This is a genomic window from Limnohabitans sp. DM1 (assembly GCF_001269385.1).
Classification (GTDB): domain Bacteria; phylum Pseudomonadota; class Gammaproteobacteria; order Burkholderiales; family Burkholderiaceae_C; genus Limnohabitans_A.
This window is the reverse complement of sequence record NZ_CXOO01000050.1, coordinates 17,662-42,546: the sequence shown is the minus strand read 5'-3', so window position 1 is coordinate 42,546 and position 24,885 is coordinate 17,662. Positions and strand designations below refer to the sequence as shown.

Annotated in this window: 23 protein-coding genes and 2 pseudogenes; 16 read left to right on the top strand and 9 right to left on the bottom strand. The window is 54.8% G+C overall.

Translation table 11 applies throughout. The features are described from left to right. The first annotated feature begins 3 nt into the window (after positions 1 to 3). Together AMM33_RS18130 and AMM33_RS18125 are read left to right on the top strand one after the other, a co-directional pair. Positions 4 to 1,176, top strand: coding sequence for an ABC transporter permease (locus tag AMM33_RS18130; RefSeq protein ID WP_090142671.1), 1,173 nt, complete (start codon positions 4 to 6; stop codon positions 1,174 to 1,176). Between the two features lies 1 nt (position 1,177). After that, positions 1,178 to 2,317 (top strand): ABC transporter permease, encoded by a 1,140-nt coding sequence (locus tag AMM33_RS18125; RefSeq protein ID WP_090142670.1) that lies wholly within the window; start codon positions 1,178 to 1,180, stop codon positions 2,315 to 2,317. Between the two features lie 687 nt (positions 2,318 to 3,004). Here the strand turns inward: AMM33_RS18125 and AMM33_RS18120 are convergent. The 4 genes from AMM33_RS18120 to AMM33_RS18105 form a co-directional block, all read right to left on the bottom strand. Further along, positions 3,005 to 3,361: a hypothetical protein gene (locus AMM33_RS18120; RefSeq protein ID WP_228768227.1), complete on the bottom strand. Its 357-nt coding sequence runs from the start codon at positions 3,359 to 3,361 to the stop codon at positions 3,005 to 3,007. Between the two features lie 328 nt (positions 3,362 to 3,689). Beyond that, positions 3,690 to 4,016, bottom strand: a complete 327-nt coding sequence (locus AMM33_RS18115; RefSeq protein WP_315169774.1) for a LacI family transcriptional regulator — start codon at positions 4,014 to 4,016, stop codon at positions 3,690 to 3,692. Between the two features lie 80 nt (positions 4,017 to 4,096). Beyond that, positions 4,097 to 5,518, bottom strand: a complete 1,422-nt coding sequence (locus AMM33_RS18110) for a heavy metal sensor histidine kinase (RefSeq protein ID WP_089957701.1) — start codon at positions 5,516 to 5,518, stop codon at positions 4,097 to 4,099. Continuing rightward, a complete protein-coding gene (locus tag AMM33_RS18105) occupies positions 5,519 to 6,202 on the bottom strand; it encodes a heavy metal response regulator transcription factor (protein ID WP_090142681.1) in 684 nt (227 codons plus the stop codon). It lies immediately after the preceding gene. 210 nt (positions 6,203 to 6,412) lie between these two features. Between AMM33_RS18105 and AMM33_RS18100 the strand changes: the two genes are divergently transcribed. The 6 genes from AMM33_RS18100 to AMM33_RS18075 are packed head-to-tail and all read left to right on the top strand — an operon-like array spanning position 6,413 to position 10,915. Further along, entirely contained in the window at positions 6,413 to 6,679 is a 267-nt protein-coding gene (locus AMM33_RS18100; RefSeq protein WP_228768226.1) for a hypothetical protein, read from the top strand. Then, positions 6,676 to 8,109, top strand: a complete 1,434-nt coding sequence (locus AMM33_RS18095; protein WP_090142668.1) for a TolC family protein — start codon at positions 6,676 to 6,678, stop codon at positions 8,107 to 8,109. The genes AMM33_RS18100 and AMM33_RS18095 overlap by 4 nt, the downstream gene beginning before the upstream one ends. A 15-nt stretch (positions 8,110 to 8,124) precedes the next feature. Next, the gene (locus AMM33_RS18090; RefSeq protein ID WP_089958022.1) at positions 8,125 to 9,537 is read left to right on the top strand and encodes a multicopper oxidase family protein; all 1,413 of its coding nucleotides are present in this window, start codon (positions 8,125 to 8,127) and stop codon (positions 9,535 to 9,537) included. A 22-nt stretch (positions 9,538 to 9,559) separates the two neighbouring features. After that, positions 9,560 to 10,054 (top strand): cupredoxin domain-containing protein, encoded by a 495-nt coding sequence (locus tag AMM33_RS18085; RefSeq protein WP_089957691.1) that lies wholly within the window; start codon positions 9,560 to 9,562, stop codon positions 10,052 to 10,054. 26 nt (positions 10,055 to 10,080) lie between these two features. Further along, positions 10,081 to 10,563 carry a DUF411 domain-containing protein gene (locus AMM33_RS18080; RefSeq protein ID WP_089957688.1) on the top strand — a complete coding sequence of 161 codons (483 nt, stop codon included), beginning with the start codon at positions 10,081 to 10,083 and terminating at the stop codon, positions 10,561 to 10,563. Between the two features lie 7 nt (positions 10,564 to 10,570). After that, positions 10,571 to 10,915, top strand: a complete 345-nt coding sequence (locus AMM33_RS18075; RefSeq protein WP_090142667.1) for a copper-binding protein — start codon at positions 10,571 to 10,573, stop codon at positions 10,913 to 10,915. A gap of 704 nt (positions 10,916 to 11,619) precedes the next feature. Here the strand turns inward: AMM33_RS18075 and AMM33_RS18070 are convergent. After that, positions 11,620 to 12,357, bottom strand: a complete 738-nt coding sequence (locus tag AMM33_RS18070; RefSeq protein WP_228768225.1) for a hypothetical protein — start codon at positions 12,355 to 12,357, stop codon at positions 11,620 to 11,622. Positions 12,358 to 12,936: 579 nt separating this feature from the next. Here AMM33_RS18070 and istA point away from each other — a divergent pair. From istA to AMM33_RS22560, 3 genes and pseudogenes are all read left to right on the top strand, one after another. Beyond that, the gene (istA, locus tag AMM33_RS18060; RefSeq protein ID WP_090142665.1) at positions 12,937 to 14,475 is read left to right on the top strand and encodes an IS21 family transposase; all 1,539 of its coding nucleotides are present in this window, start codon (positions 12,937 to 12,939) and stop codon (positions 14,473 to 14,475) included. Continuing rightward, positions 14,472 to 15,224 (top strand): IS21-like element helper ATPase IstB, encoded by a 753-nt coding sequence (istB, locus tag AMM33_RS18055; protein ID WP_090142664.1) that lies wholly within the window; start codon positions 14,472 to 14,474, stop codon positions 15,222 to 15,224. The genes istA and istB overlap by 4 nt, the downstream gene beginning before the upstream one ends. A 182-nt stretch (positions 15,225 to 15,406) precedes the next feature. Further along, positions 15,407 to 15,616, top strand: a pseudogene (locus tag AMM33_RS22560) (IS3 family transposase); the annotation flags it as partial. Positions 15,617 to 15,636: 20 nt separating this feature from the next. Here the strand turns inward: AMM33_RS22560 and AMM33_RS18050 are convergent. Further along, positions 15,637 to 16,818, bottom strand: a complete 1,182-nt coding sequence (locus tag AMM33_RS18050; protein ID WP_228768224.1) for an IS4 family transposase — start codon at positions 16,816 to 16,818, stop codon at positions 15,637 to 15,639. A 201-nt stretch (positions 16,819 to 17,019) separates the two neighbouring features. On the opposite strand from AMM33_RS18050, the pseudogene AMM33_RS22555 reads away from it, so the two are divergent. Continuing rightward, positions 17,020 to 17,283 (top strand): annotated as a pseudogene (locus tag AMM33_RS22555) (IS3 family transposase); the annotation flags it as partial. A 117-nt stretch (positions 17,284 to 17,400) separates the two neighbouring features. On the opposite strand, the gene AMM33_RS18040 reads toward AMM33_RS22555, so the two are convergent. Then, positions 17,401 to 17,895, bottom strand: coding sequence for a hypothetical protein (locus tag AMM33_RS18040; RefSeq protein ID WP_194945550.1), 495 nt, complete (start codon positions 17,893 to 17,895; stop codon positions 17,401 to 17,403). A gap of 1,195 nt (positions 17,896 to 19,090) precedes the next feature. Between AMM33_RS18040 and AMM33_RS18035 the strand changes: the two genes are divergently transcribed. The 4 genes from AMM33_RS18035 to AMM33_RS18020 all read left to right on the top strand — a co-directional run bounded on the left by AMM33_RS18035 (position 19,091) and on the right by AMM33_RS18020 (position 22,474). Then, a complete protein-coding gene (locus tag AMM33_RS18035; protein WP_194945549.1) occupies positions 19,091 to 20,335 on the top strand; it encodes a phage integrase N-terminal domain-containing protein in 1,245 nt (414 codons plus the stop codon). A 198-nt stretch (positions 20,336 to 20,533) separates the two neighbouring features. Then, positions 20,534 to 20,830, top strand: a complete 297-nt coding sequence (locus AMM33_RS18030) for a type II toxin-antitoxin system RelE/ParE family toxin (RefSeq protein WP_090142659.1) — start codon at positions 20,534 to 20,536, stop codon at positions 20,828 to 20,830. Positions 20,831 to 20,844: 14 nt separating this feature from the next. Next, on the top strand, positions 20,845 to 21,963 hold the full coding sequence (locus AMM33_RS18025; protein ID WP_090142658.1) for a HigA family addiction module antitoxin: 1,119 nt from the start codon (positions 20,845 to 20,847) through the stop codon (positions 21,961 to 21,963). Between the two features lie 25 nt (positions 21,964 to 21,988). Further along, positions 21,989 to 22,474, top strand: coding sequence for a hypothetical protein (locus AMM33_RS18020; protein WP_090142657.1), 486 nt, complete (start codon positions 21,989 to 21,991; stop codon positions 22,472 to 22,474). Here the strand turns inward: AMM33_RS18020 and AMM33_RS22765 are convergent. Both AMM33_RS22765 and ltrA read right to left on the bottom strand, forming a co-directional pair. Beyond that, complete coding sequence (locus AMM33_RS22765) at positions 22,369 to 22,764, bottom strand: recombinase family protein (RefSeq protein WP_090142656.1); 396 nt, start codon at positions 22,762 to 22,764, stop codon at positions 22,369 to 22,371. The genes AMM33_RS18020 and AMM33_RS22765 overlap by 106 nt on opposite strands. 151 nt (positions 22,765 to 22,915) lie before the next feature. Further along, positions 22,916 to 24,307, bottom strand: coding sequence for a group II intron reverse transcriptase/maturase (ltrA, locus tag AMM33_RS18010; RefSeq protein ID WP_194945548.1), 1,392 nt, complete (start codon positions 24,305 to 24,307; stop codon positions 22,916 to 22,918). Positions 24,308 to 24,885 lie beyond the last annotated feature (578 nt).

Here is a 24,885-nt window from a genome sequence, read left to right as displayed (position 1 = left end):
ACCATGCACCACTTCTTCGACAGCGCCAGGCGGGAAGCCCGTCGCCTAGGCCAAAGCCCCTGGGACCTGGCGATGGTGACGTGGGTGCCTTTGCTGGCCGTGGTGCTGGTCGTGTGGATGTTCTCCAGCGCCATCCCGAGGAACCTGCCAGTCGGCGTGGTAGATGAAGACCACTCCGGGCTGTCGCGGCAACTGGTGCGCATGCTCGACGCCTCGCCTGGCATTCAGGTTGTCGACGAATTCGACAGCGAATCCTCGGCCCAAAACGCTCTCAGGAGCGTGCGGGTATACGCGATGGTCAACATTCCCCGGGACTTCGAGCGAGACATCAAGCGCGGGGTCAAGACCGAAGTCACCCTGCGCCATAACGCCCAGTTTGCCACGCACTCGAGCCTGCTGCAGCGGGATGTGCGCACGGTGGTGGGGACCTTGGCTGCCGGTATCGAAGTGTCGGCTCGAACCAAGCGAGGTGAATCCCCCCAACAGGCCAAGACCAGCTTTAATCCGATCCAGACTCAATCGATTGTGCTGTTCAACGGGTCCGGTAACTACGAAAAGTACCTGACTGCTGCCGTGATCCCGGCCATCCTGCACATTCTGGCAATGACGGCTGGTGCCTGGGCGGTAGGTCGAGAGTTGAGGGACAAGACGCTAGGACAGTGGCTGGGACACGAGGGAGGGCGGTCCGTCGCGGTCGCCCTGCTGGGCAAGCTGGCGATTCCCTGGATGACGCTTACGGGGATCGGTACCGGAGCGCTTTGGTTCATCACGGCCGGGCGTGGCTGGGACATCCCCGGGCATCTTGCCTGGATCTGCCTCGCCCTGGCTTTGCTCATGGCACTGTCTCTGGCCGCGGGTGCTGCGGTGGCCGCACTGACCAAGTCTTTGCGGACCGCGTTGTCCGTGACTGGACTTCTAACCGCCCCGGCCTTCGCATTCAGTGGCATGAGCTTCCCACTGAGTGCAATGCCTGACAGCGCTCGCCTATGGGCGACTTCCATGCCGTTCACCCACTACATCCGGCTGCAGACGGAGCAATTGCTGATGGGCTTGCCGGCCCGCGCGAGTGCTGCGACTCCTGTGGCATTCCTGCTGGCCACTCTGGGTTTGCTCGCACTGGCCGCGTGGGGCTTGGTCCAGGCTCGCAACAAGCCATCGACATGGGGAGCTCGTTGACATGACCCTCCACCACTCAAGAACCCTGAGGACGGGGTTCGTCGCAACGCTGCGCGATGTTGTGCGAGACAAGGGCGTATTGATGCTGCTTTTTGCAGCGCCCTTGTTCTATGCTTTCTTCTACCCTTGGTTCTTCGGTCCGGAGGTCGTGACCCGAGTGCCGGTGGCGGTCATCGACCAGGATCACTCGGCTCTGTCACGGACGATCCAACGCCTAGCACTTGCCAACCCACGGATCGAGGTCAAAGCCGTAGCGTCTGATGAGCGCGCCGCGCAGGCCGCCATGAGTCGCGGCGAGATTGAAGGCTACCTGCTTCTCCCAGACACCCTGAAGGCAAACGTCGCCAGGGGGATGCCAGCTTTGGTGACGATCGTGTCGAACGGCGCCTACCCCATCATCAGCAAGGCGGTGCAGTACGGGTTAGCGGAAGCCGTAGGTGCAGCATCGGCGGGTATTGAAATCCGACAGCGAGAGGCAAAGGGTCAAAGTCCTCGTCAGGCAAGTGAGACTCGTACGCCGGTGGATTTTCAAGCCATTGCCTTGTTCAACGCCACAGAGGGTTACGGCAGCTTCATCGTTCCTGCCGTCGCCCTGCTGATCATGCATCAGACCCTTCTGATGGGAGTGGGGATGTTGGTGGCGACCTGGGTCGAGCAACGTGCAGTTCAAGCAAGTCCTATGGTCTGGATTGGACGCTGGCTGGCATTTCTCGTGCCGGGATTGGTGTCTGGGCTGTTTTATTTTGGATGGATTTTTTGGCTCTATGGCTACCCGCGCGCAGGAAACGTTGCTGGATCCCTAGTCTTCTTGGTCCTGTACTTGTCCGCCATCGTCACGCTGGGCTCATTGGTGGGCCTGTGGTGCCGAGATCGCGAACGGGTCCTCCAAGTGATTCTTTTCTCCACGCTGCCTTTGGTATTTCTTGCAGGATTTTCATGGCCGTCAGAGGCATTGCCTACCGCGTTGCAATACCTGCGTTGGTTGATTCCCACAACGGCGGGAGTCCAGGCAGCGTTGCGTCTGAATCAGATGGGTGCCCCCCTGCAAAGCGTGATGCCGTACCTCGGTTGTCTTTTTGTATTGACCTTGCTGGCCGGAAGCTTGGTATTGAAGTTCGAGGGAAAGTCGCCGCGTGCTTGAGGAGGTGGCGGCTGCCTGCGCATTGAGCGAGGCTGGCGTTGAAGATGCCTCATCGTTCAGGTGGGGTCAAACGTTGACTTCAGATGCGAGGCGGTCATTGGCGAATGGCAAAGGAATTTTCGCTTTTCCCAGTTCGCCGTCTTCTGGATGCAACGGCTCAAATGACCGTAACCAACCTGAAACAGCCATGCTGGCGTTTACTCTGAGCGGATGATCCCTTCAATTGCAGCACTTACTGCAAGGCTCGGAAAATCCGTGGGAGCCACGATACAGCCTTTGTACGGTAGTTAAGTTCGAATGTCCAACCCTGTCAAAAAAGATGTATCCGAACCTAAGCAGGTTGACGTGACGGAGTTCCTAGAGTTCGTACTGTTCAGTGACAGAGAATTCGGCATGATCGAAGCCCCAAAGGGGGAAGTGAATACCGCTCACTAGATCTGTCCCAAATCGAATGCCGCTCGCGGGAACATCGAAGGCTCGTTGACCCTGGCCTGAAGGGGAAGCCTGCATGAAGGATGAACATGCCCCCGAATTTGCGGGTTCGAATCCCCGGCGCCATCAAAAAACGATGCATCCGGACCTGAGCAGGTTGGTGGGGCTATCATCGCTGCTCCGCCAAGACTATTTCGAACTGATTCCAAGTCGTTCGAACAATTTCCAATCCGTTCGGGGCCTTCCAAAGCCCTCCTAGAACACCTTCCGGACCAGGCTGGCTTCCTCGTAGGCCTCAATGTCCTTGAGTCGGTACAGGACCTTCCCCACGATCTTCAAGTACGGCGGCCCCTCGCCGACGGTGCGCCAGCGCTGAAGCCGCGCGACGGAACACACCCAGCGATCGGCGAGCATTTTCTCGGTCAGGAGTTCTCGGCTGGGTTCGGCCGGGGTCGCTGGAGCCTGGATGAGGGGCTCCGGCTTGGTCTCTCGTGCTGCTGTTCTGACGATGCCGCAGGTCAGTACGTCCAGCACGTCTCGGGTGCCTTCCAGCCGTGGTGTCGCAGCAGAGGGGTGGCCATGTGCCTCGGTGCTTGTATGGGGTGATTTCATACAAGTTCATACCGGTTGGCCTGACGCTTTTTCTCAGCGTGGTGAGGCGGCTTTCGGCCAAAAGCGGACGATGCTGTTGTTGTATCAATCTGTGATTTAGGCTGGTTGTAGTCACTCGCGGTAAGTGGACGTCATAGTTGCGGCGATTACTACCGGTCATTTAAGCGGGAGGAGCTACGAGGACCGTTGTAATTGAAATACCGGTCACTCGACATGCCGCGTATGCGATCCGTGCTTATGCGAACATGATCGGGCGGTCTGGTGCTGGCTTTACAGACACCCCGCTGTCTTGGAGTCAGTCGCCATCACTATCTTTTACAGTCCCGTCTCACCAAATCCGTAACCGCTGCTCCTCCCACAGCGCAGGCGGGTCCACCGCAAGATCAAACAGCGTCAGGTGATCCGGCAGCGTATCCTCCAAAATCGCCTCGACGATGTCCGGTGCCAGCGTAGTCAAATTCACCATCCGGCTGACGTAGCTGTTGTCGACTCCCTCCAGCGCTACAATTTCAGTCAGGTTTTTCAACTTGCCGTACTCCAGCATTGCCAACCACCGGTGGCCCCTGGCCAGCGCCAGTTCCAGCGGTGTGGCCGCCACGTCCCACGGCCGCAGCAGTTTCCCCGGTCGCCTTGATTGCTCATTGGGCAGTCTCATTTGTTTGCGCCCGCTGCGGCGGTTGTTATGAATCGGTACAGCGCGATCCGGCCCTCTCTTGTTCACGCAAAAGGCGTTATTCAGGGCCGACTAAGTAGTTCAGTCGCTTGCCTCATCCTTGCTTGAAGCCCTGGAAAAACAAGCCTGAATCGAGTCCACTCCTGGTCTGAAGTAACCGAGATCGCCCCGCCATGGGCCTCGACGATGGCTTTGGTAATCGACAGCCCCAAGCCTGCCCCGTCAGAAGCTGGGTGCCTGCGTGCTGAGTCTGCGCGATAGAAGCGCTCGAAGACTCTCTGCTGGACATCCAATGGAATCTCCTTGCCCGTGTTTTTGACAGTGACTTCAATTCCACGCGACGAACTTTCGATTCTGACGCCCACGACACCGCCGACTGGTGCATGCCTGAGCGCATTGGATAGGAGGTTGCTCAAGGCACGTCTGAACATCAAACGATCGCCATAGATTCGCCCATCACCTTCCACGCTCATCAAGATGCGTTTTTCGTCCGCAACGGCTTCATAAAATTCAACGAGTTCGCGAGCTCCTTGTGCTGCCGAGAAGGACTCCTTATGGGGCAGGTCTACCCCCCGCTCTGTCTTGGCGAGGAATAGCATGTCTGATACCACCCGAGCCAAACGCTGCAATTCCTCTGCGTTGGACGCCAGCGTATCTTGGTATGTCTTAAGGTCGCGTTGGGTGGACAGCGTCACCTGTGTTTGGGTGAGGAGATTGCTGATGGGTGTGCGAAGTTCATGTGCCAAATCCGCCGCAAAATCAGCAAGCTGTTTGAAGTCGTTCTGCAGGCGACCCAACATCTCATTGAGTTCCCTTGCCAAATCTGCCATTTCAATCGGGACGGCATCCTCGGGCATGCGCTCTTGCAACTGTTGGCCTGTCACTGCAGCGGCGCGACGTTTCATTGCGCGCAGCGGAGACATGCCTTGATGAGCCGCGAACCAAGCCAAGAATCCGCTTAGAAGAATGGCCAGCACAGCATAGATCGCAATGCTGCGCCGGAGCTCCCTCATGAATTCTTGGTGGTGCTGCGTATCGACGGCGAGTGATATTTGGAGCGGCCCGGCCATTCCCTGAACCATGCCAGCAGTAAAGCTCATCTCATGGAACTCGCGACCGCCACTCCTCCAAGACTGAAGCCCGTGGCCGTCGTCATTCGTGATGAATGATGCTTGCGTAGTCGGGCCGCTGTATCCGTTGGTCTGGTACAACTTTTCACCCTGCGGTCCTTTGACCAGAGCGTAAAGGCTGTGGTGATGGCTCAATGCTTCGTTCAGGCGACTGCGAGCTTCTTCATGGGATCGAGAACTGGCCAGAATGCCCTCGATCAGGTGCTTTTTATCATCCAAGGCGGCGCTATCGAGGTCGACGAAGTGCCTATCAGCCTCTACCATGAAAAGAAGCGCCAAGCCCAGGATGACCGAACTGGCCAGCGCTATAAAAAAGATGGTGAGGCGGGATGTCAGTGACAGCCTGCGAAACATCTAGCGACCCTCCGGCGCTTCGAGCACGTAGCCCATGCCGCGTACAGTTTGGATCAGCTTGAACTGGTGATCATCATCGATCTTGACGCGCAGACGCCTCATGGCCACCTCGATGACGTTAGTGTCGCTGTCGAAGTTCATGTCCCAAACCTGAGAGGCGATCAGCGACCTGGGCAGGACTTCTCCCTGCCTACGCATCAGCAGTTCCAGCAATCCAAACTCCTTGGCGGTAAGATTAAGGCGCTTGCCGTCTCGGGTGACGCGGCGGCGTAGCAGATCAAGTTGGAGGTCTGCCACCTGCAAGGTCGTGGATTCGGTGCCACTACGACCGCGGCGCACAATGGTGCGAACTCGGGCCAAGAGCTCGGCAAAGGAAAACGGCTTGACGAGGTAATCGTCGGCGCCTAATTCAAGCCCCTTCACGCGATCTTCCACCTGATCGCGGGCGGTGAGAAACATGGCTGGCACTTGTAGGCCTTCATGACGTATCGCCTGCAGGACCTCCCAACCGCTCATGCCCGGCATCATCACATCCAGGATCGCGAGATCGTAGTTACCGCCAAGAGCTAGGTGAAGGCCGTCGGGCCCATTTCTGGCCAAGTCCACAACGAAACCGGCCTCGATCAGTCCCTGGCGCAGATATGCCCCGGTCTTAGGCTCATCTTCCACAATCAAAATTTTCATTGGCAACTGACCCTCTTTGGCAGACCTGAGTATGACGACTTCCATTTATTGCGATGGCGAGATGACAAATATGTAATCTTTTCGACATCGTGCTGACGACTTGGTATTTTAATAATTCCCCCTGTCTATGTTACCGATCACATTGAGGAAACCATGCTCGTCAGACGTTCACTATTATTCGCACAGACATGTCTCGCCCTGAGTTGTGCCATGTTAGCTGGTGTAGCCGCGGCCCAAGCCAACAAAGAGCCCGTGAAAAATCTTTCGGTGGTGGAAGTTGAGTACAAGTCTGCACTTAGTGACTTCCGCCCCTACAACGACCAGGCCATTCAGTCCTGGGTCAAAGCCAACGACTTGGTAGGTCGTATTGGAGGCTGGCGCAGCTATGCCAAGGAGGTCGCGACAGGTGAGGCCCTAAAGGATGCCTCTGAAGTGCCTGATACGCAATCTAGTCATCATGGGGGAGTCAAGCCATGAAGCGCATCCCAAGCACCTCGCTAGGGAAACTGGCGCTATCCGCGATCGCCTTGGCCACGCTTGCCGGTTGCGCCACTGTTAGCCTCGAACAAAACGTTGCCCGGGTGAACGAGGAGGCCAAGAGTTTTGCCGAAGGGCAGATTTCTCTCGCGCGGACTGCCGATGAGCGCGAACAGCGTGCGCAGGCGGCCCAGAAGCTGCTTCAAAACATTCTGGGTCAGCGCGAGGCGGTCCAGCTGGCGCTCGTCAACAGCCCATCGCTCCAGGCGCTGCTGGCTCAAGGTTGGGCGGAGTCCGCAGATGCGGCACAGGTGGGCAGAATTGCAAACCCGGTCTTCTCCCTGGAACGCATGGTGGCCGGTGATGCGCTGGAGTTAAACCGTGCGCTTTCCTTTGGTCTGCTCGATATTCTGACCCTCCCTAGTCGCCAGGGAATCGCCAACCGTCGCATCGAAGTGGCCCATCTGCGACTGTCGAGTGATGTGGTCGACCAGGTCACCCGCGTGCGCCAGGCATGGGTCCGCGCCGTGGCTGCCCAACAGACGCTTCAGTATGCCAAGCAGGTGTATGAAAGCGCTGCAGCGAGTGCCGAACTGGCTCGCAGGATGCAGGCCATAGGCAACTTCAATCGCCTCACACGGGCTCGTGAGCAGGCCTTCTATGCGGACGCAGGGACCCGATTGGCAACAGCAACTCACCAAGTAACTGCTGCCCGCGAAGAGTTCGTACGCGTACTCGGTCTGGATGCCCAACAGGCCCAGATGCTCAAACTGCCGGACCGCTTGCCTGAACTACCCAAACAGGCGCTCGATCCGCAGGGCGTTGCGACGTTTGCTACGCGTAACCGCCTCGACATCCGTCTTGCCCAAAGCACACTGGATGCTTCCGCCAGAGCCCAGGGTTTGAACATGGTCACCAGCATCACCGACATTGAACTGAGGGCCATGCGCAACACCAGCACGAACAGCGTGGCGGGTGAGCGCAGCGTAGCGCGAGGGTATGAAATCGCGGTACGCCTGCCCATCTTTGATTGGGGGGGCATGCAGCGCGATGCCATGAACGCACGCACCTTGGCCGCAGCCAATCAGCTTGAGGCGACCGTCCGCTCGGCGGGTTCAAGCTTGCGAGAAAGCTACTCCTCCTATCGCACGGCTTATGACATTGCACGGCACAACCGGGACGAGGTGATACCGCTTCGTAAGGTGATCTCAGAAGAGAACCAACTGCGCTACAACGGAATGATCATCGGCATCTTCGAGTTGCTGGCGGACTCACGTGATCAGGTCTCTACGGTCATGGCTGCGATCGGAGCCGAGCAGCAGTTTTGGCTAGCGGATGCCGCGCTACAAGCCTCACTGGTCGGGCGACCGATGAACACTCCGCTGGCAGCCATGCCCAGTGCGCCAGCCGGTGGCGCTGCGCCTCATTGAATGAAAGATACAACGATGACTTCCAGAAGAGACTTTTTTAAGTACGCCGGGATTGCTGGTGGTGCCGTGGCCGCCAGCGCGGTCAGCCGCGTGGCGATGGCCGCTCTGCCTGAGCCTGTAATACAGACCAGCCCTAACACCATGGCGCCGCTTGTCCCCAACAGCGGACGCGCCTACAACCCGGTGGTGACGCTGAATGGATGGACTTTGCCATGGCGCATGAATCAAGGCGTCAAGGAATTTCACCTGGTCGCCGAACCAGTAGTGCGGGAAATGGCCCCTGGCTTTAAAGCCCATCTCTGGGGCTACAACGGCCAGAGCCCGGGGCCCACGATTGAAGTGGTCGAGGGCGATCGCGTGCGGATCTTCGTGACCAACAAGCTGCCAGAGCATACCTCCATTCACTGGCACGGGCAGCGCCTGCCCAACGGCATGGACGGTGTGGCCGGACTGAACCAGCCGGCTATTCCCTCCGGCAAGACGTTTGTTTACGAGTTCGTCGCGCGCCGGCCTGGCACCTTCATGTACCACCCGCATGCTGATGAGATGACACAGATGGCCATGGGCATGATGGGCTTTTGGGTGACCCATCCTAAGGTCAAGAATGATCTGATTGATGAGGTCCAGCGAGACTTCTGCTTCCTACTCAACGCCTATGACATCGATCCGGGCAGCTACACCCCCAAGATCATGACAATGCTGGACTTCAACCTGTGGAGCTGGAATAGCCGGATATTTCCAGGCATTGACAGCCTCAATGTTCGCCTGAACGACAAGGTGCGTATTCGCATTGGCAATCTGACGATGACGAACCACCCCATACATTTGCACGGCCATGAGTTCCTCGTCACTGGTACGGACGGTGGCCCGACACCCAAGAGCACCCGCTGGCATGAAGTGACGACCGATGTGGCCGTCGGTCAGATGCGACAGATCGAGTTTCTGGCAGATGAGGAAGGGGACTGGGCCTTCCACTGTCACAAAAGCCATCACACCATGAACGCCATGGGCCATAACGTTCCGACATTGATTGGTGTGGATCACCGTGGCATCGCCAAGAAGATCAATAACCTGATTCCAGACTACATGGTCATGGGTGAGCGTGGTATGGCCGACATGACTGAGATGGAAATGCCCATCCCTGACAACACCGCTGCGATGATGACTGGCCAAGGCCCCTTCGGATCGGTCGAAATGGGTGGCATGTTCAGCGTTCTGAAGGTCCGCCGTAATCAAAAGCCGGGGGACTACAAGGACCCGGGTTGGTACAAGCATCCCGAAGGCACGGTAGCCCATGAGTACACCGGGCCGTTGACTGAACCAGCGCGCTTCAAGGCGGAGGGTGGGCAGTCCATGCCTCGCGCCCAGATGCCCGCCAAGACGACCGAAGTCAAGGTGCGCAAGCCCTCATCACATAGCAATCACTGAATTTTTTTTCCGGAGTTAACGAATGAAACCCAAGCACATCACTTCTCGCCAAATCTTTGTTTTGGTTGCTCTGACCCTGTCAGCGTCGGCTTTTGCGGCTGGAAAGCACGCCGGTGGGCATGGCCATGCTGACGAGGAAACCGCAATTGGCAAACCAGGTGTTGCCTCCAAGGTAACGCAGACCATCAATGTCGATATGACGGATAACATGCGTTACACACCCTCATCTATTCAGGTCAAGCAAGGAGAGACGGTCCGCTTTGTTGTCAAGAATCAAGGAAAGGTCAAGCACGAATTGAGTCTGGGCACCCAGAAGGAATTGCTCGAGCATCTGGAGCAGATGAAAAAATTCCCAGATATGGAACATGACGAACCTGGCAAAGTGACACTATCTCCAGGACAGCAAGGCGAAATTGTTTGGCAATTCACGAAGACTGGAACCGTAAATTTTGCCTGCTTGATGCCAGGCCACTACGAAGCTGGGATGAAGGGCGCGATCAAGGTTGGCAAGAAGTAATTTCATTACAGGAAAGGGCTGCTGAAATGACTGACAAAAACAGTTCAAAAAATTCAACGAGGCGGTTGCTATTGTTGGGAATAGCTTCAATGTGCTCGTCCTCAATTGCTATTGCAGCCAGCCCAAACGCTATAGCTATACAAGTCTGGAAAGACCCTAACTGTGGCTGTTGCAAAGACTGGATTATTCATTTAGAAAAGAATAATTTTTCTTTGAAAGTAAACGATCAAGGTAATAACGCAGCGCGGGCTCGACTGGGTATGCCTCAAAAGTTCGCTTCATGTCATACAGCTCTGGTCGGTGGATATGTGATTGAGGGGCATGTGCCAGCCGAAGACATTCAACGTTTACTCAAAGAAAAACCACAAGCGTTAGGTCTTGCCGTTCCGGGGATGCCTATCGGATCTCCTGGAATGGACGGTCCTGTCTACGGCGCAAGGCGTGACGCGTATCAAGTCTTGCTAATCCAAAAAGATGGATCATCAAAAGTTTTTAACTCTTACTCATGAGGAAAATATGAAAAATATTCAAACCAAAATTGCAACTTTACTATTGACCATTGGTGCGGCTCTTCCCTTAAGCAGTTTTTCCCAAGCTGTCATGGATCACAGCAAGATGAACATGTCTCAAATGACGCCGTCTTTAACCGACGGAGAGGTCAAGAAAATTGATCTCGAAACTGGCAAGGTCACGATCAAACACGGCGAAATCAAACATATGGATATGCCGGGAATGACAATGGTATTTACTGCTAAAGATAAGAGTTTATTGACCAGCATCAAGCCAGGCGAAAAAATTAAGTTTATGGTGATCAATGAAGGTGGCAAGATGATCGTCACTGACATCCAGCTAGTTCAGTAAGAAAACGTCGCTGCATCGAAAATGTGCAGGGCTCCCTGTTCATTGGGCGTCATAGCCTGTTGTGCAAATTGGCCCATGCATCAATGGATCCTATCCGTCAGCACTGGATAGGATGTGTGGTAGCGGTCATTGGCCTATGACCGAACTGACCGGCTGCCGAGCCTGATGGTTAAAGATCGACCGACCGCTACTGGCAGAAAGCCCACAAATGACTGCGGGACACGACCGGCAGCAACCGCTACAAACAAGTCAACGTCTTAAAAGATGTGACCGGCTGCAATGGGTCGGAAGCTGACTGACAAAATTTGTGTTGCGAAATAGGAATTTGACATTAAATGCGGGGGGGTACCGTTCAACCCATGAAAGAGTCAGTGTCAAAGCCATTGATCTCATTGACTGTCCACTGACAGTAATTTTGGAAACCACACACGCAGAATCACGTTTAACAATGGCTGAGACACAACGCGGCAAGCCAATCTGGGATACGTGTGTTGACCGGGCTGGGCCTGTCAAGCTCTTGAAACGAGCCGACTGTGGTCAGACTGCTGTTGGTTGGGGTGGGAGCAACGGCCCTTGAAGAAAGACGGCGGTAATGGGGGCCTCGCTGGTTGAAAACCAGGTTGACCAAGGTGGGTCCAGAGAAAAACCATTGACCAGATGCCCAAGTTTCAGATGTCGGTTTGATTTGATGTGCGACCAAGGGGTCATCGATTGATCTCACGGGAGAAGATGACCACTTCCATTCGCCATTCAGGGGATGGGTAGATCCAGTGTTTGCACTTGAGATCAATTTCATGAAATAGATCGAGTGCGATAGGCGCAATCTCTGGCAACACCTTCACCCAAGACTGGCAATGGTGGTAAGCGTTGAGGGCCAATTCTCGTAACTCTTGAGAGGAAATCAGTTCTGATTTCTTGACAAGCAAGATGAGCGCAACCAACGCTTCAAATGTCCCGATTTCTGCCAACCGATAGGCCGTTTCTTCATCAAATTTCTGGAAACGATCTGGTTGCGGGATGGCCTGAAGCATTGGAGGTGCTGAAACCATCAGGAGATCCGTGATAGCAGGGGCTAATGCTTTCAGCTGATCGTCAATCCATCTCTGATTGAGCTGATCCCCACGCAACACAGCCCAAATAGGCGAATCAAAGTAGGACGCAGTACCGGGATAGTTTTGATCGGCAATATCAACTGAATATGGCTTGCCGACCATTCTTTGCGGGACACGTAAACCCGTTTGATAGCCATCCCATTTACGCGGGCGTACCACCCCTGCCTCTTTGTGTTTGACGATGGACGGCTCTATTGCCAACTCAATGGCGTAGGCACTTGGCAAACCCGACCTGGCTTTGACGGCATAAAACCAGACCTTCGTGCGCAAGACATCAATCGGATTTCGCTTGGGGCGACCCGGCTTTGGCGGTTGCAAAAAGGTGGGCATGGTCATCGTGTACAGAAACTCCGATTATCCGTTCGGGTTCCACAATTGCTAACTTTCGGAAACACTGCGTGACAACCGTAGAGAGACCCGAACAAATGACCACGAGTTCATGCGAGCCAGGCACCTTGGCTGAAAAATTGAAAACAGAAATGGAGCAAACCCATGGCCCACTGCTGGGAGGCCTGCGGTTGGCCAACGCTCTGGGACACGCCAGTGTGGCGGGGCTAAGACAAGCCAGATACCGTGGTCAAGTCGCCGTAACGCTGTTCACGTTGCCACATCGACGAGGTTTTTATGCACTCACCAGAGATGTCGCCCACTGGCTTGCGCAGGCACGAATCACGTCTAGCGCTGAATAAAACAAGGAGGGAAAAACCAGAACGACGCTAAATCTAGCCACCCAGAAACGCAAAAGCCCGAGGCGGACACCTCGGGCCTAGCGTCCGACCGAAGCCGAATCAAGTAGTACCTTGTGGGTTGGAGTATCGGTCGAGCATCCCCTCATGTCAAGTGGGCGGGAGTGGGTTAACTCACCCCGAGTGCATGCCTCCTGCACTCGTTTGACCAAAGGAGCAGTCCATGAGGCTACCCGTTCATTTGCAGCGTGACATTGCACGCCAGCACTTTTATGACCCGACGTTGGCTCACCGAGCAATTTCAAGAACAACTGGGACGCACCACGACACGATCCGAAAATTTCGACAGCAAGTGGATGCCTCTGGCTTGAGTTGGCAAGAGCTTTCGCCGTTAGATGATGATGCCTGGCGGGCAGCACTTGGAACCCAAGATCGATCTATTGCGCAACTCAAGACGCATCCAGATTGTGAATTGATTCATGCCGAAATGCGGCGACCCGACGCAACTCTGGAGCGTCTTTGGCGAGAGTGGCGCGAGACCACCCCTGACGGGGTGGGCTACTCACAATTTGCCATGCTCTATAGAGCTTGGACAAAAAATCAGCATGTGGTGATGCGACGCACGCACCGACCAGGTGAAAAGCTGTTTGTGGATTTTGCGGGCCGGACCGTTGAAATCCGAGATCAAAACGGTGGCCCATCGACCTTTGCTCAAATCTTTGTGGCTGTGCTTGGGTACTCAAACTACACGTACATCGAAGCTACGGCGAGTCAGACCACCAAAGACTGGCTGAAATGTCACGCTAATTGTTTCGAGGCTCTGGGTGGTGTGCCAGAGTGGGTCGTCAGCGACAGCCTTAAAGCGGCCGTTTGGCGGCGTGAACGGGATCGAACGGTGATCAACCCCGCCTACAGAGATTGCCTGAGCCATTACGACACGGCACCTTTACCAACGGGGGCACGAAAACCCAAACACAAAGCCAAGGCTGAAGTGGGAGTGCAAATCGCTCAACGATGGGCTTTGTTTTCACTTCGTGATCGCATTTTCTTCAGCCTTGCCGAGTTGAATGCAGAACTCCGGATCAAGGCCGAAGAAATGAATCGCCATCCATTTAAACGGCTCCCTGGCTGTCGATTGGATCGCTTTTTGGAAACAGAAAAAGCGAGCCTCAAGCCATTGCCTGGAACGGCATTTGAATTGAGTGATTGGCGATATAGCGTCAGGGTACAGGATGACTATCACGTCGAACATCAAAGACGCTTCTATTCAGTGCCTCACACGCTTGCACGAGAAAGCGTGGACCTCAGGTTTACAGCCACTGTGATTGAAATTTTCCACCGAGGTCGAAGGGTTGCCCTTCACCCTTTGATTGAGATACAAGGAAATGCCAGAACGATACCAGAGCATCGGCCCGTCATACACAGCCGAGTGCTTGATGCCGAACCTCGGGCATTGTTGGCATGGGCGATGAACGTCGGCGGCAATGTGGAGTTGATGATTCGGCATCAACTTGAAAACCGAAGCGACATCACAAACGGCGTCAAAGCTGCACGACGAATGCGTGATCTCGCAAGGGACTACGGTGAGGCCCGATTTGAAGAGGTCTGCGCCTACGCGATGCCATTGAATATCACCTCACTTCGCAGCATCACATCCATCCTCAAAGAGGATGCAGACAAACGTTTTTCTATCACTCAAGCACCAAAAGTCAAAGTCATTGGTGAATTGCGTGGTCCTAGTTATTTTGGAGAATCAGCATGAGCAGCACGCAACAAACCATCGCTCGCCTTCGAGAGCTCAAGCTCGTTCCAATGGCTGATGCTTACGACATGCAGCTTCAGCAACCCAAATTGCATGATGTCAGTTTTGATGATCGCTTTGCAATGCTTGTTGATCACGAGGCATCCGAGCGAGAGGGCCGAAAGTTGAAGCGTTTGATCCGAGGCGCAGGGATGCCTGAATTGGCTTCATTTGAGGATGTGGAATACAAGGTAAACCGTGGACTAGACAAGGCACAGTTGGCATCTTTGGCAAGCTGTGATTGGATAAGGCGTCAGCAAAATCTGATCATCCAAGGCGCTACGGGTGTTGGTAAGACGTGGCTTGCGTGTGCATTTGGCCAGCAGGCGTGCAGGCTAAAAATGCCAGTCCTTTTCTATCGCGCCAGTGATCTTTACGGATCAATCACAGAGTCATTGCTTGATGGCTCATTGCCCGCTCTGAAGCTGTCATTGAGCAAACCAAGTTTGTTGATACTTGACGATCTGGGTTTGGGTGAGATGAATCAACATGCGTCGCAGTTCTTGTTAGATGTGATTGATCGTCGAATGCGCACAGGCTCATTGCTCATCACAACGCAGTACCCAACCGATCAATGGCATGGGTTTTTTCCTGATCCCACGCTGGCTGATGCAATATTGGATCGCGTGGTGCATCAATCGCATCGGTTATCCCTGAAGGGGGAGTCCATGCGAAAAACAATGGCTCGAAAAAAAATGCAATCCAGCTGATAGTCTGAGTAGTCAGATTGACCATGTCAGTCTGACTACTATCCTGGTCAAATCGCCATACTTTTTCTTTGGTCAACTTGCTGGACTGAGTGGTCAGCTTTGACTGGAAGTGATGGTCACGAGGGATTGGAGCGGATGGTCAATAGGTTCTGGAATACGCACAAGGCATCAGGCCAGATCAATTGGCTCTGCACTCGGGCAACGGCAGCCTGCCCGATGAAGGGGCAACGATGCTGGCGACGGTGTAAAAGTTGGGCGTGGTGCCCTCATTCAGCAGGCCCAGCGTGAGCGATGAGAACCCATACTCGGAGGCTTTGTTTCGCACGCTCAAGTTCACGCCAGTCTATCCGCGCAAGCGGTTTGAGGATTTGGAACAAGCCCGTGCGTGGGTCAATCCACCGAACTTAAGCCACTACCCCTTGTAAGCCAAATGCGGATGGGGTTTGTTTTTGCTCGCAGGTCGTGGCCGAGATCGGCCTTCAACCCTTCGCACCAGATTGCCCTTGAGTAGTTCGATGCTCTGGGCGATGCACGTCGCAAGGGCACCCGGCAGCAACAGCAAACGGGGCAGCATGCGTTGCATCAGGCTGGCCGCGTAGCTGCGGTTGCAGACACGATCCGTGCGCTCTTGCATGCCACGGGCACAGTGACTGAGCAAAGCGCCCAGGTTGTCGGCCAACACCTTGGCGGCGATATCAATGACACAGGCCTGCTGGCTCAGGCCGCTGACGCTTTCAATTTTCAGGCGATGCTTGAGGCGTTTGAAGGCTTCTTCGATGCGCCAGCGTTGGTGGTACAGCTGCCCAAACAGCTCAGCAGGAAACGCTTGTGCATCCAAGTTGGTCAGCAGCACGCGCACCTTGCCGCTGGAGCTGACACAACGCACCAGGCGCACGCGCGGGGCTTGGCGAATGAACTCGTAATCCTTGGCATCTTCAGTGCTGGGCATGTTCAGGGTGACCATGGCCTCGCTGGCACCGCTGCGCAAGAATGCGCGCACCGCCTTGAAGCCACTGTCACTGTCGCAGCGCATGCAAAAACGGATGCTTTGCTGCTGCAACAGGGCGATCAACCAAGCGGCCGGATAGCCCCGGTCAAGCACCAGCACATCATGGGCTTGCAGGTGGTGCAGACTCTCAAACAGCATCTGACGCTCGCCAGTTTCGGGGCCGTAGAGCTGAGCATGCAGACACAGCTCAGGGCCGGGCAGATACAGGCCAAACAAGCGCTGATCGGGCTGGGCTGCAAGGCGCGTTTGGTGGCACGCACGGGTGGCGGGCATGAACACAGAGGCGTCTGCGGCCACCACACGCAAGCCATGCCAAAGCGGCATCCAGCCTCTGGCCTGAGCCAGGTCCAGCAATTGGGCATTCAAGGCAGTCAGGGCGGCGGGCTTGAGTTTGTTGCGTGCTTGGGCAAAGGCGCGATCAGAGGCGCCGCGCTGCAGGCCTGGGTGACCGGCCAAGCTGGCGAAAAACGAGTCCAGCATCAGCTGCTGAGATTGAGAGCGTTGGCTGAGCAAAGCGCCCACGAGACAAGGCAGGGGAAGTTTGCGTTGGCGAACAAAGGCGGTGGATTGTGGGCCTCGGGCCAAATCTGCAAAAGCGGGGCTGTGGATGAACTGGCCCAACTGTGCAAAGACAGAGGTCAGTTCATCAAGAGGGGATAGAGGAAGGGTAAACCCTGTATTTTCTTACCATGGTGGGAGTCATGTTGTGGCGTGAGAAAATAAGAAAAACTTCAATTAAATCAATGATTTAAGCCAATTATTATAGCTTAAGTTCGGTGGATTGGTGCGTGGGTGCACGCATTCGTGACTTGGTACAACACGCAGCATCAGCACAGTGGGATTCAGTTTGTGACGCCAGGGCAAAGACATGCGGGCCAAGACAAAGAGATTTTGGAAAAGCGCAAGGAAGTTTATGAGGCAGCCAAGTGCAGCAAGCCGGGCCGCTGGAAGTCAAGGCAGACGCGCAACTTGGAGCACATCAAGGAGGTGTGGCTGAACCCGCCAAGGGAGTATGTGAGGTCGCCAGAAAAAGTGGCGATAGCCGTATAGAAAAGCGGACAACTTTATTGAAAAACACTGCAGCCAAGTGCAGAAACCCGGTCCGCTGGAAGTCAAGACAGACTTGCAACTGCGAGCACATCAAGGTGAAGACATTGGGTGAAACCTTTATAAGCTGTCAAAGAGTGCCTTCGCCGCCTTGATGCTTCTGCTAACTGCATTTTGAGCATCCGAGAGTGGCTGAACGGCAGCGGGCGCGTTGGATGAATTTACAGTGGGGTCGATGATTTTGGGTGTCGAATCCTCTTGCGAAGGTTGGATGATTTGAGGGGAGGCTGGCAAACCTTTGGGCTGCGAATACTCGGCCAACAGTTTTTTGATATGCAAAACTTGTTCGGAGTGGAATTCAATCTTCAAAAGACTTTCGTACAAATCAGTGAGGCAAGGGCTGAACTCATTGATGCGCAATTCAATTTGGATTGACTTTTTCCCTTTTTGCAGCGTCCTACCTGAATTTGGCACAGCGACAAAACTTTTAAGGATAAGTGTCTCCATGATTAGTTTTGTCACCAGCATTGGGGAATCCAATTCATTGATGGCATCGAAAATATTCGGCAAAAGCAAGTCATCACTGCTAATAAAAAAACGAATTCTGATTGACATATACTCTCCCTGGTTGAAGCAAATAGACTTTTTTGGCCAAATAGTAGGCTGCATTGGCCCGTCAATCGCCTCAGAAGGGCGGTTCGACTTTAAAAGGCGGTTAGTAGGCTTTTTGGGCCTGTAAATTTCAAGCCATTTCAGCCGAGTCGCCTTTTCCAGCCTGACTCTCGCCCTTATGAGCCAACTGTTGGGCTTCTTGGGGCTGAATTTTTGTCAAGAAGGCCTTGCGTCGCCATTGTAAGCCTGTAGATCGCCTTTTTCAGCCTATTGTTGGACTATTTTGGTCAATTGCGCTTTGGGTCAGATTTGTCGAGTTCCAAAATTGCATAAAAATTTAGTTTCCAGGGTCAATGGAAACTAATTACCTGGTGTTTTTTGTCGCCCAGTATTTCCTCGCGATCGGCATTGCGCAGCCACATCCAAAGGTGATTGGCACCATGGCCAACCGAAAGCCACAGCCACGTTAAAAAACTCAAGTTGTTCGCCTGCAAGTTCGGCTGCTACAATGAGCCATCCACATGCTTTAGTGGAACCGGTTTTATGACCCGAATTCGGGAAAGAACAGAACCCGATGCCTCATCTTCATGGGCGCATCACCAAAGCTAAAAGCTCACCCCATTGCGCGGGTTTGAGCGGTACTCAAGTTGGCCTTTCGGCCTTTTTTTAACGCATTTGCTCAACACAAGAGCAATACAGAGTACGTATTTTCTGCGCTTTTGTTGAATGCTGACAATGACTTAGGTTGTTTTTGGTAGTAACAGAGGGTGTACAGAGCGTCTTACTTCTATGTGAAATTAGTTTTTTTGGTGGTGTGTTGAAGCACATTGCCGTACTGAATGAAAAAGTAACCGAAGGCGGATTGAACTGGGTGCGGGACCCAGGTGTTGGAGAGGACTTGTCACTTGTGGGCGGGGGTATCTGGCACGACGATCCACTGCATACGCGCATCAAAAAATGGTGTTGTGTGGCGGGTAAGAATTAGAAATTGGGGTGCATGCTGAGCACCCGAACCTGCCGAAATGGTGGGGATCAGCACGGATGGGACACGAAACGGTCCGAGAGTCGAGTCGAAAGATTTGACCAACCCCTACCTGCGAGGATGGGGGGTGAAAGTAGGCAAACGCACTGCCGAAAATCACCAAAAAACATTTCTTTAAGTTGGGTGCGGCGATTATTTTTTGTGTGGTGTTGGGTTATGAATAAGACTGATCGATTAATTGAGACGGTAGATGTGGTATTGGAAAAGCACGCATGGAGAAGGGCAGACGGCAAAGTTGCGTCGTTGAGGACTCGTGGCTATTCAAAAGAAGTAATGCACGAGACCTGTCGGCGCCTGCATCGTCTTGGTTATTTGATAGAGAACATAGAGTCGATCAACCCGAAGCACATCGAGGCCATTGTTAAATCTTGGCACGGTGATGGGCTGTCAAATAAGACGATGCAGAACCAATACTCACGCCTGAAAATCTTTGTGAATAACTGGCTTGGGAAAAATGGGATGGTGAGAGAAGGCGGGGTGATTAACTACCTCGAAGGAGTAGATGAATCCAGCCTGAAAGTCCAGACATACACGGATGAAACAAAGAGCTGGTCGGGGAATGGACTTGACGTAAAGGTGTGGATCGATAGGGCTAGGCTGATTGATTCTCGTTTCCATTGCATGTTGCTGATGGGGTTGGCCTTCGGACTACGCAAAAAAGAGATGCTGAGGATCAAGCCCTGGCTTGCGGACAAAAATGAGCACCTGTCAATCGACGGATCGGTGGCCAAGAACGGGCGTCACAGGACAATCCCGCTGGAGGGCACCTATGGACAATTCCAGCGTCAGGTTCTCGATCAGGTGAAAAAAGAGGTGAAAAGAGGGGAGACGCTGGGGTGGCCGAACAGGACCCTGAAGCAAAACGAAAACCGATACTACAAGTACATGCAGGCGATCGGGGCAACCAAGTACGAGTCGGGTGTGACTGGGCACGGCCTGCGCGCTGAATTTGCTGAGAACCAGGCGATGCTGATGGGTCTGATCCCTCCGTCTCTGGGAGGTGACAAAAAGCAGATGACGAAAAAGGCGCGTGAGGAAATCACCCTGGCTGTGTCGAACAGGATGGGCCACGGTCGAGTGTCGGTGCTTGGTGCGTACTATGGGACGTTCAGGAACATGCCCGAGAAAAAGACCGGTATTGGAGAGCGTGTGGGCACGTTTGTTGTGAGCGAAGAAGATGTGTGCCATGTCCATGCGTGGCCAACGATCACACCTGGTCCGTCTGGTGAATACAGAAAGTTGAGCACTGAAGAAAAGTCAGAGCTGGAGATTGTGTTGGTGTTGGAGAAAGAGGAGGGGCCAATACAGAGGATGAGCCTGGAGGAATTTGATAAGAGTGATGAACTCAGTGAAAAGAGTAAAGACAGGCTAAAGAGGCTATTTGAGAAGGTGGGGCTGTGATAGAGGTAGTCCACGCCCTCGACTATTACGGAGACGCTGGGGCGCAAGAGCTGTCCCACGCATTTAAGAGAGGTAGCGTTGTGGCTATGAAGTCTAGAACAAGGCTGTAAAGCCCATCCTCATGTAGAAAACTACCTTCTTTACACCAGGTGTAAAGAAGGTGTTGACATGATCTGGCGGTTGACCTAAACTTAACGCATGAACGTTGAGTTTGACGATTACGACCTTGATCGACTTGAGACCGATGCCCAATACAACGCTGGGCACTCACAGGAGGTCGTACGTGCCTATCGAAAACGCATGCAGCAGATCCGCGCATTCAGGGATGAGCGCGACTTTCTGTCAGTGAGGTCGCTGAACTTTGAAAAACTCAAGGGAAACAGAGAAGGACAACATTCAATACGGCTGAATTTGCAATGGAGGTTGATTTTTCAGATTCGAGGCGATCACCCATGCAAAGTCATCGGCATTATTGAAATAGTCGACTATCACTAGAAATTGGAGAGACCATGAACGCACGCGTGCCTGCAGAAGTATTCCCACCAGGAGAGTTCCTGCGGGAGGAGCTGGAAGCAAGGGAATGGAGCCAGCAGGAATTGGCCGATATTCTTGATCGACCACCCCGCCTTGTTAGCGAGATCATCGCTGGGAAGCGCGCCATAACACCCGAAACCGCAAAGGGTTTGGCTGATGCCTTTGGCATGTCCCCCGACTATTGGATGAACCTGGAGAGCCAATATCAGCTTTCCAAGGTAAATCTTCCTAACGACAAAGTCGCGCGCAAGGCTCGGCTTTATGAGAAGTTCCCTGTGCGAGAAATGCTCCGCCGCGGATGGGTCCGAGCCAGCGAGAACATCGACGTAATGGAGCAGCGCTTTTGCGACTTCTTTTCCATCCCGAACGTTTTGGCTGAACCTGAGCTCTGCCACAGTGCCAAGAAGACCCACGCTACTCTGGATGTTACACCCCTGCAGTTGGCCTGGTTGTTTCGTGTGAAGGCAATGGCGACACAGCAGGTAGTGCCTTCCTATTCACGCTCAAATCTTCTGGCAGCGCTTGAAAATCTCAAGCCACTAATCCTGTCGCCAGAGGAGGTGCGCCATGTGCCTCGCATTCTGGCTGAGGCCGGTGTTCGCTTTGTGCTAGTGGAACCTATGGCTGGTTCTAAGATGGATGGTGCCTGCTTCTGGCTTGATGATAACAAGCCGGTCATAGGCATGACGTTGCGCTTCGACCGGATCGATAACTTCTGGTTTGTCCTAAGGCACGAGATTGAGCACGTGCTACGTGAGGACGGGAAGGCCAACAACGAAGCGGTCATCGACACCGACGTGGGCGAAGACCGAGTGGAACTGCCTGAATGCGAGCGACTTGCCAACAAGGCAGGTGCAGAGTTTTGCGTGCCTTCTGCCGAACTAGAGAACTTCATTGCTCGCGTACAGCCCTATTTCTCCGAAGAGAAGGTGCTTCGATTTGCACAACGAATCTATGTGCATCCGGGATTGGTGGTCGGCCAGCTCCAGCGCAAGATGGGTCGTCACGACTTCTTGCGCAAGCACCAAGTCAAGGTGCGATCGCTGGTGCTGTCGTCGGCTGACGCCGATGGCTGGGGCTCGTTCACTGAATAATCATTACATTGATCTGGAAACTACTATGTCGGCATATGCTAATCAGGTGAAGTCTTACATCGAGCGCTATCAAGCGGAATTCGGAGGCGATGGCTTACTCGACCCGCACGCGGTAGCTGAGTGGGCGTACCGCAACGGCCTTCACAAGCCCAGCGTCCGTACCGTCGTCGATGCCATTGCAGCAGACATCGCACAGCAATTTCGCGAGGAGTACCGAACCGACGCTAATGGACAGCGATATCGCGCAATGCACGCTGTACGCTCCAAGAAGGGAGACAAGACCACGTCGCTATGGGCAGACATGGACGACGAGCGCGCGCCTCGTGACCACTTCGTACGGTCTTTCGCCCAGCGGCGTCAGCAAATCGTCGGGGATTGTTATCAGCTAAAAACCGACGTGGATGTCTACAACGCGAAGGACTCCGCGCAGAAGCCCATCCAGGTGCCACTCGATTTCACGTATGACGTGGAGGAACTGCAGTTGCCTTTCCAGACTAAGAAGGCGGCCTGAGGAGGCCTTATCCCTGGCTCGATGCACTCCGAGCCGATCTCCAGCACCTGCAGCGTGCTGCGCGCCAGGCGCGAGACTTCCGACACAACAACCACATCGCCCTGCCCCGCCCGCTCGATCAACTTGCCCAGTGGTCGCGCGCGCCAGTCCGTCTTACCGCTGGCGGTGTCCTCGATGAACACCGGCTCCAGCAGCCGCTTGTCCACGCAATAGCGCACGACGCAGTGCTTCTGGTTGGCAACGTCTTGGGCGTCGGTCGAGACGCGTAAATAGGCAAAAACTTGAGGCATGGTCTCCGGATTCTGATCTTTTCCGGAAAAAGGTCTAGCGGCTTTTTTCCGGATGAATGCGCAATCGGCATAGGGGGCCTCCATTGTAGGAGGCACCCCTGCCACACCACCCGGCATGCGGGTCCGCACCGGGCGGTTCGAGCGCTTGAGGTCAGGACAGCCTTGGCACCCCCAGCCGGTCAAAGTACGCAATGGTCAACACGCGCTTGATGGCCCCGTCACTGTTGCGCCACCACCTGTGGCAGTTGCCCGCCACCTGCTTGGCCACATCCTCCGATGCCCTGAGCGCCTTGAGTTCCCGATAGATCGTCTTGGGCCTCTTCCAGTGTCTGAGCTGAATGGCCCTCAGCCGATGGCGCAGCCACTCGTCCAGCTCTCGCCAGACCCCGGGCGTTTGCGACATCCCGAAGTAAGCCTTCCAGCCCAGCACGTAGGGCCTCAGCTTTTCCACCACTTGCGCCATGCTGCGCCCACCCGAGCGGTGCGTGAGTTGCCGAATACGAGCCTTGAAGTTGTCTAGCGGCTTTTCGGCCACCTTGCATTTGACTTCCCGGCCCTTGGCCACCCACAGCGCGTATCCCAGGAACTTGCGCCCGAAGGCGCTCGCCACCGCGCTCTTGGCTTCGTTGATTTGAAGCTTCAAGCCTGTGTAGAGTTTTCTGAGGTAGCACATCACCCGCTCTCCAGCCTTGATGCTGCCCACGTAGACGTTACAGTCGTCGGCGTAGCGCGCGAAGCAGTAGCCCCGCGCCTCCAACGCCTTGTCCACTTCGTCAAGCAACACATTGGCCAGCAACGGACTGAGTGGCCCGCCTTGCGGCGTGCCCAAGTGGCGATCGACCACCACCCCGCCATCCATGATCCCAGCATTCAGATACGCCCGAATCAGCCAGATGACTCCAGCGTCGTCGATGCGCCTTTTGAGCCTGTCGATCAGGATGTCGTGATTGACTCGGTCAAAGAACTTGGCCAAGTCCACGTCCACCACCACGCGCTTGCCCGATTGGACGAACGCCCGTGCGGCCTTGACCGCATCGTGCGCGCGCCTGCCCGGTCGAAACCCGTGGCTGTGTTCGCTGAAGGTGGGGTCGATCAGCGGTTGCAGCACTTGCAACAGTGCTTGCTGGATCAATCGATCTATGACCGTCGGGATGCCCAACTCACGCTGGCTGCCGTCCGGTTTGGGAATCAATACCTTGCGTACCGGACTGGGCCGGTAGCTTCCTGCCAGCAGCGCTTGGCGAATGTCCGGCCAGCTCGTTTGCAGCAAACGGGCGGTTTGCTCGATATCGAGCCCGTCCACCCCGGCTGCACCTTTGTTGGCCTTGACCCGCTTCCATGCCGCCTGCAGGTTCTGTCTTGTCAGCGCCGCATCCAGCAGGCCACCAGTGCCTGCCATCTGCTTTGCCGACCCTGTATCCGGGTGCTCATGCAACGTACCTCGGGTTTCGTCGCTGGCAGTGTCTGGCCCGGCTTCACCGTGCCGCCTTCGTGCCCGCCCGGATCGCTCCGGCATCTGACGCATGACCTTGTGGCTTTGCATGTCCTCGGTTACTCACTCTCGTTCGGTCCTTCGCTCTTGCCTTGTGGCCTCAGCGGCCCCGGCTTGCAGCTACTACGACCTCTGCTGACTTCTCGCTCCGGCAAAGCCGTCTTCCTTTCAGAAACAAGGCGAGATCTCCCCAGGTAAGGGTCGCACACCTTCATCGCACAACCGCCGCATTTACGCCACTTCGCCTTGGTCACAAGAGCTTTGCAGTAATGGGCCTGCTCGCCCTGCTTGGCAGCGCCTTCTATGCGGTTCTTGTTCATCGGCTCGCGATTTACGCTCCACGCTTCCTTCCCACGCTCGGTCACCCTCACGCAGTTGCGCTTCACTTTGCTCACTGTGACCAGCTCGCAGCGGGACTTGCACCCGCAGGTGTGCGCCCATGCTGGGCGCACCCAAAAAAAACGGGGTGATTTCTCACCCCGTAAACGTTCGTTTGTTTTGACACCAAAGTGATGCCTGCCACCAACAAAAGTGGACGTTCCAAATGTGTAGTCAGTTATCTACCTCGACCTCCAGATCAATTGATGGACCCGCCACGTCGGCGAAGTTTGCTTTTTCATTGAGGGGCA

Excerpts from the sequence above, each read along its gene's own strand:
- AMM33_RS18020 (WP_090142657.1), top strand. The coding sequence starts at position 21,989 with ATGTCGGCATATGCTAATCAGGTGAAGTCTTACATCGAGCGCTATCAA.
- AMM33_RS18095 (WP_090142668.1), top strand. The coding sequence starts at position 6,676 with ATGAAGCGCATCCCAAGCACCTCGCTAGGGAAACTGGCGCTATCCGCG.
- AMM33_RS18100 (WP_228768226.1), top strand. The coding sequence starts at position 6,413 with ATGTTAGCTGGTGTAGCCGCGGCCCAAGCCAACAAAGAGCCCGTGAAA.
- AMM33_RS18110 (WP_089957701.1), bottom strand. The coding sequence starts at position 5,518 with ATGTTTCGCAGGCTGTCACTGACATCCCGCCTCACCATCTTTTTTATA.
- AMM33_RS18120 (WP_228768227.1), bottom strand. The coding sequence starts at position 3,361 with ATGAAATCACCCCATACAAGCACCGAGGCACATGGCCACCCCTCTGCT.
- AMM33_RS18115 (WP_315169774.1), bottom strand. The coding sequence starts at position 4,016 with ATGAGACTGCCCAATGAGCAATCAAGGCGACCGGGGAAACTGCTGCGG.
- ltrA (WP_194945548.1), bottom strand. The coding sequence starts at position 24,307 with ATGCAAAGCCACAAGGTCATGCGTCAGATGCCGGAGCGATCCGGGCGG.
- AMM33_RS18080 (WP_089957688.1), top strand. The coding sequence starts at position 10,081 with ATGACTGACAAAAACAGTTCAAAAAATTCAACGAGGCGGTTGCTATTG.
- AMM33_RS18105 (WP_090142681.1), bottom strand. The coding sequence starts at position 6,202 with ATGAAAATTTTGATTGTGGAAGATGAGCCTAAGACCGGGGCATATCTG.
- AMM33_RS18040 (WP_194945550.1), bottom strand. The coding sequence starts at position 17,895 with ATGTCAATCAGAATTCGTTTTTTTATTAGCAGTGATGACTTGCTTTTG.
- istB (WP_090142664.1), top strand. The coding sequence starts at position 14,472 with ATGAGCAGCACGCAACAAACCATCGCTCGCCTTCGAGAGCTCAAGCTC.
- AMM33_RS18025 (WP_090142658.1), top strand. The coding sequence starts at position 20,845 with ATGAACGCACGCGTGCCTGCAGAAGTATTCCCACCAGGAGAGTTCCTG.
- AMM33_RS22765 (WP_090142656.1), bottom strand. The coding sequence starts at position 22,764 with ATGCCTCAAGTTTTTGCCTATTTACGCGTCTCGACCGACGCCCAAGAC.
- AMM33_RS18125 (WP_090142670.1), top strand. The coding sequence starts at position 1,178 with ATGACCCTCCACCACTCAAGAACCCTGAGGACGGGGTTCGTCGCAACG.
- istA (WP_090142665.1), top strand. The coding sequence starts at position 12,937 with ATGAGGCTACCCGTTCATTTGCAGCGTGACATTGCACGCCAGCACTTT.
- AMM33_RS18070 (WP_228768225.1), bottom strand. The coding sequence starts at position 12,357 with ATGCCCACCTTTTTGCAACCGCCAAAGCCGGGTCGCCCCAAGCGAAAT.
- AMM33_RS18030 (WP_090142659.1), top strand. The coding sequence starts at position 20,534 with ATGAACGTTGAGTTTGACGATTACGACCTTGATCGACTTGAGACCGAT.
- AMM33_RS18090 (WP_089958022.1), top strand. The coding sequence starts at position 8,125 with ATGACTTCCAGAAGAGACTTTTTTAAGTACGCCGGGATTGCTGGTGGT.
- AMM33_RS18035 (WP_194945549.1), top strand. The coding sequence starts at position 19,091 with ATGAATAAGACTGATCGATTAATTGAGACGGTAGATGTGGTATTGGAA.
- AMM33_RS18130 (WP_090142671.1), top strand. The coding sequence starts at position 4 with ATGCACCACTTCTTCGACAGCGCCAGGCGGGAAGCCCGTCGCCTAGGC.
- AMM33_RS18085 (WP_089957691.1), top strand. The coding sequence starts at position 9,560 with ATGAAACCCAAGCACATCACTTCTCGCCAAATCTTTGTTTTGGTTGCT.
- AMM33_RS18075 (WP_090142667.1), top strand. The coding sequence starts at position 10,571 with ATGAAAAATATTCAAACCAAAATTGCAACTTTACTATTGACCATTGGT.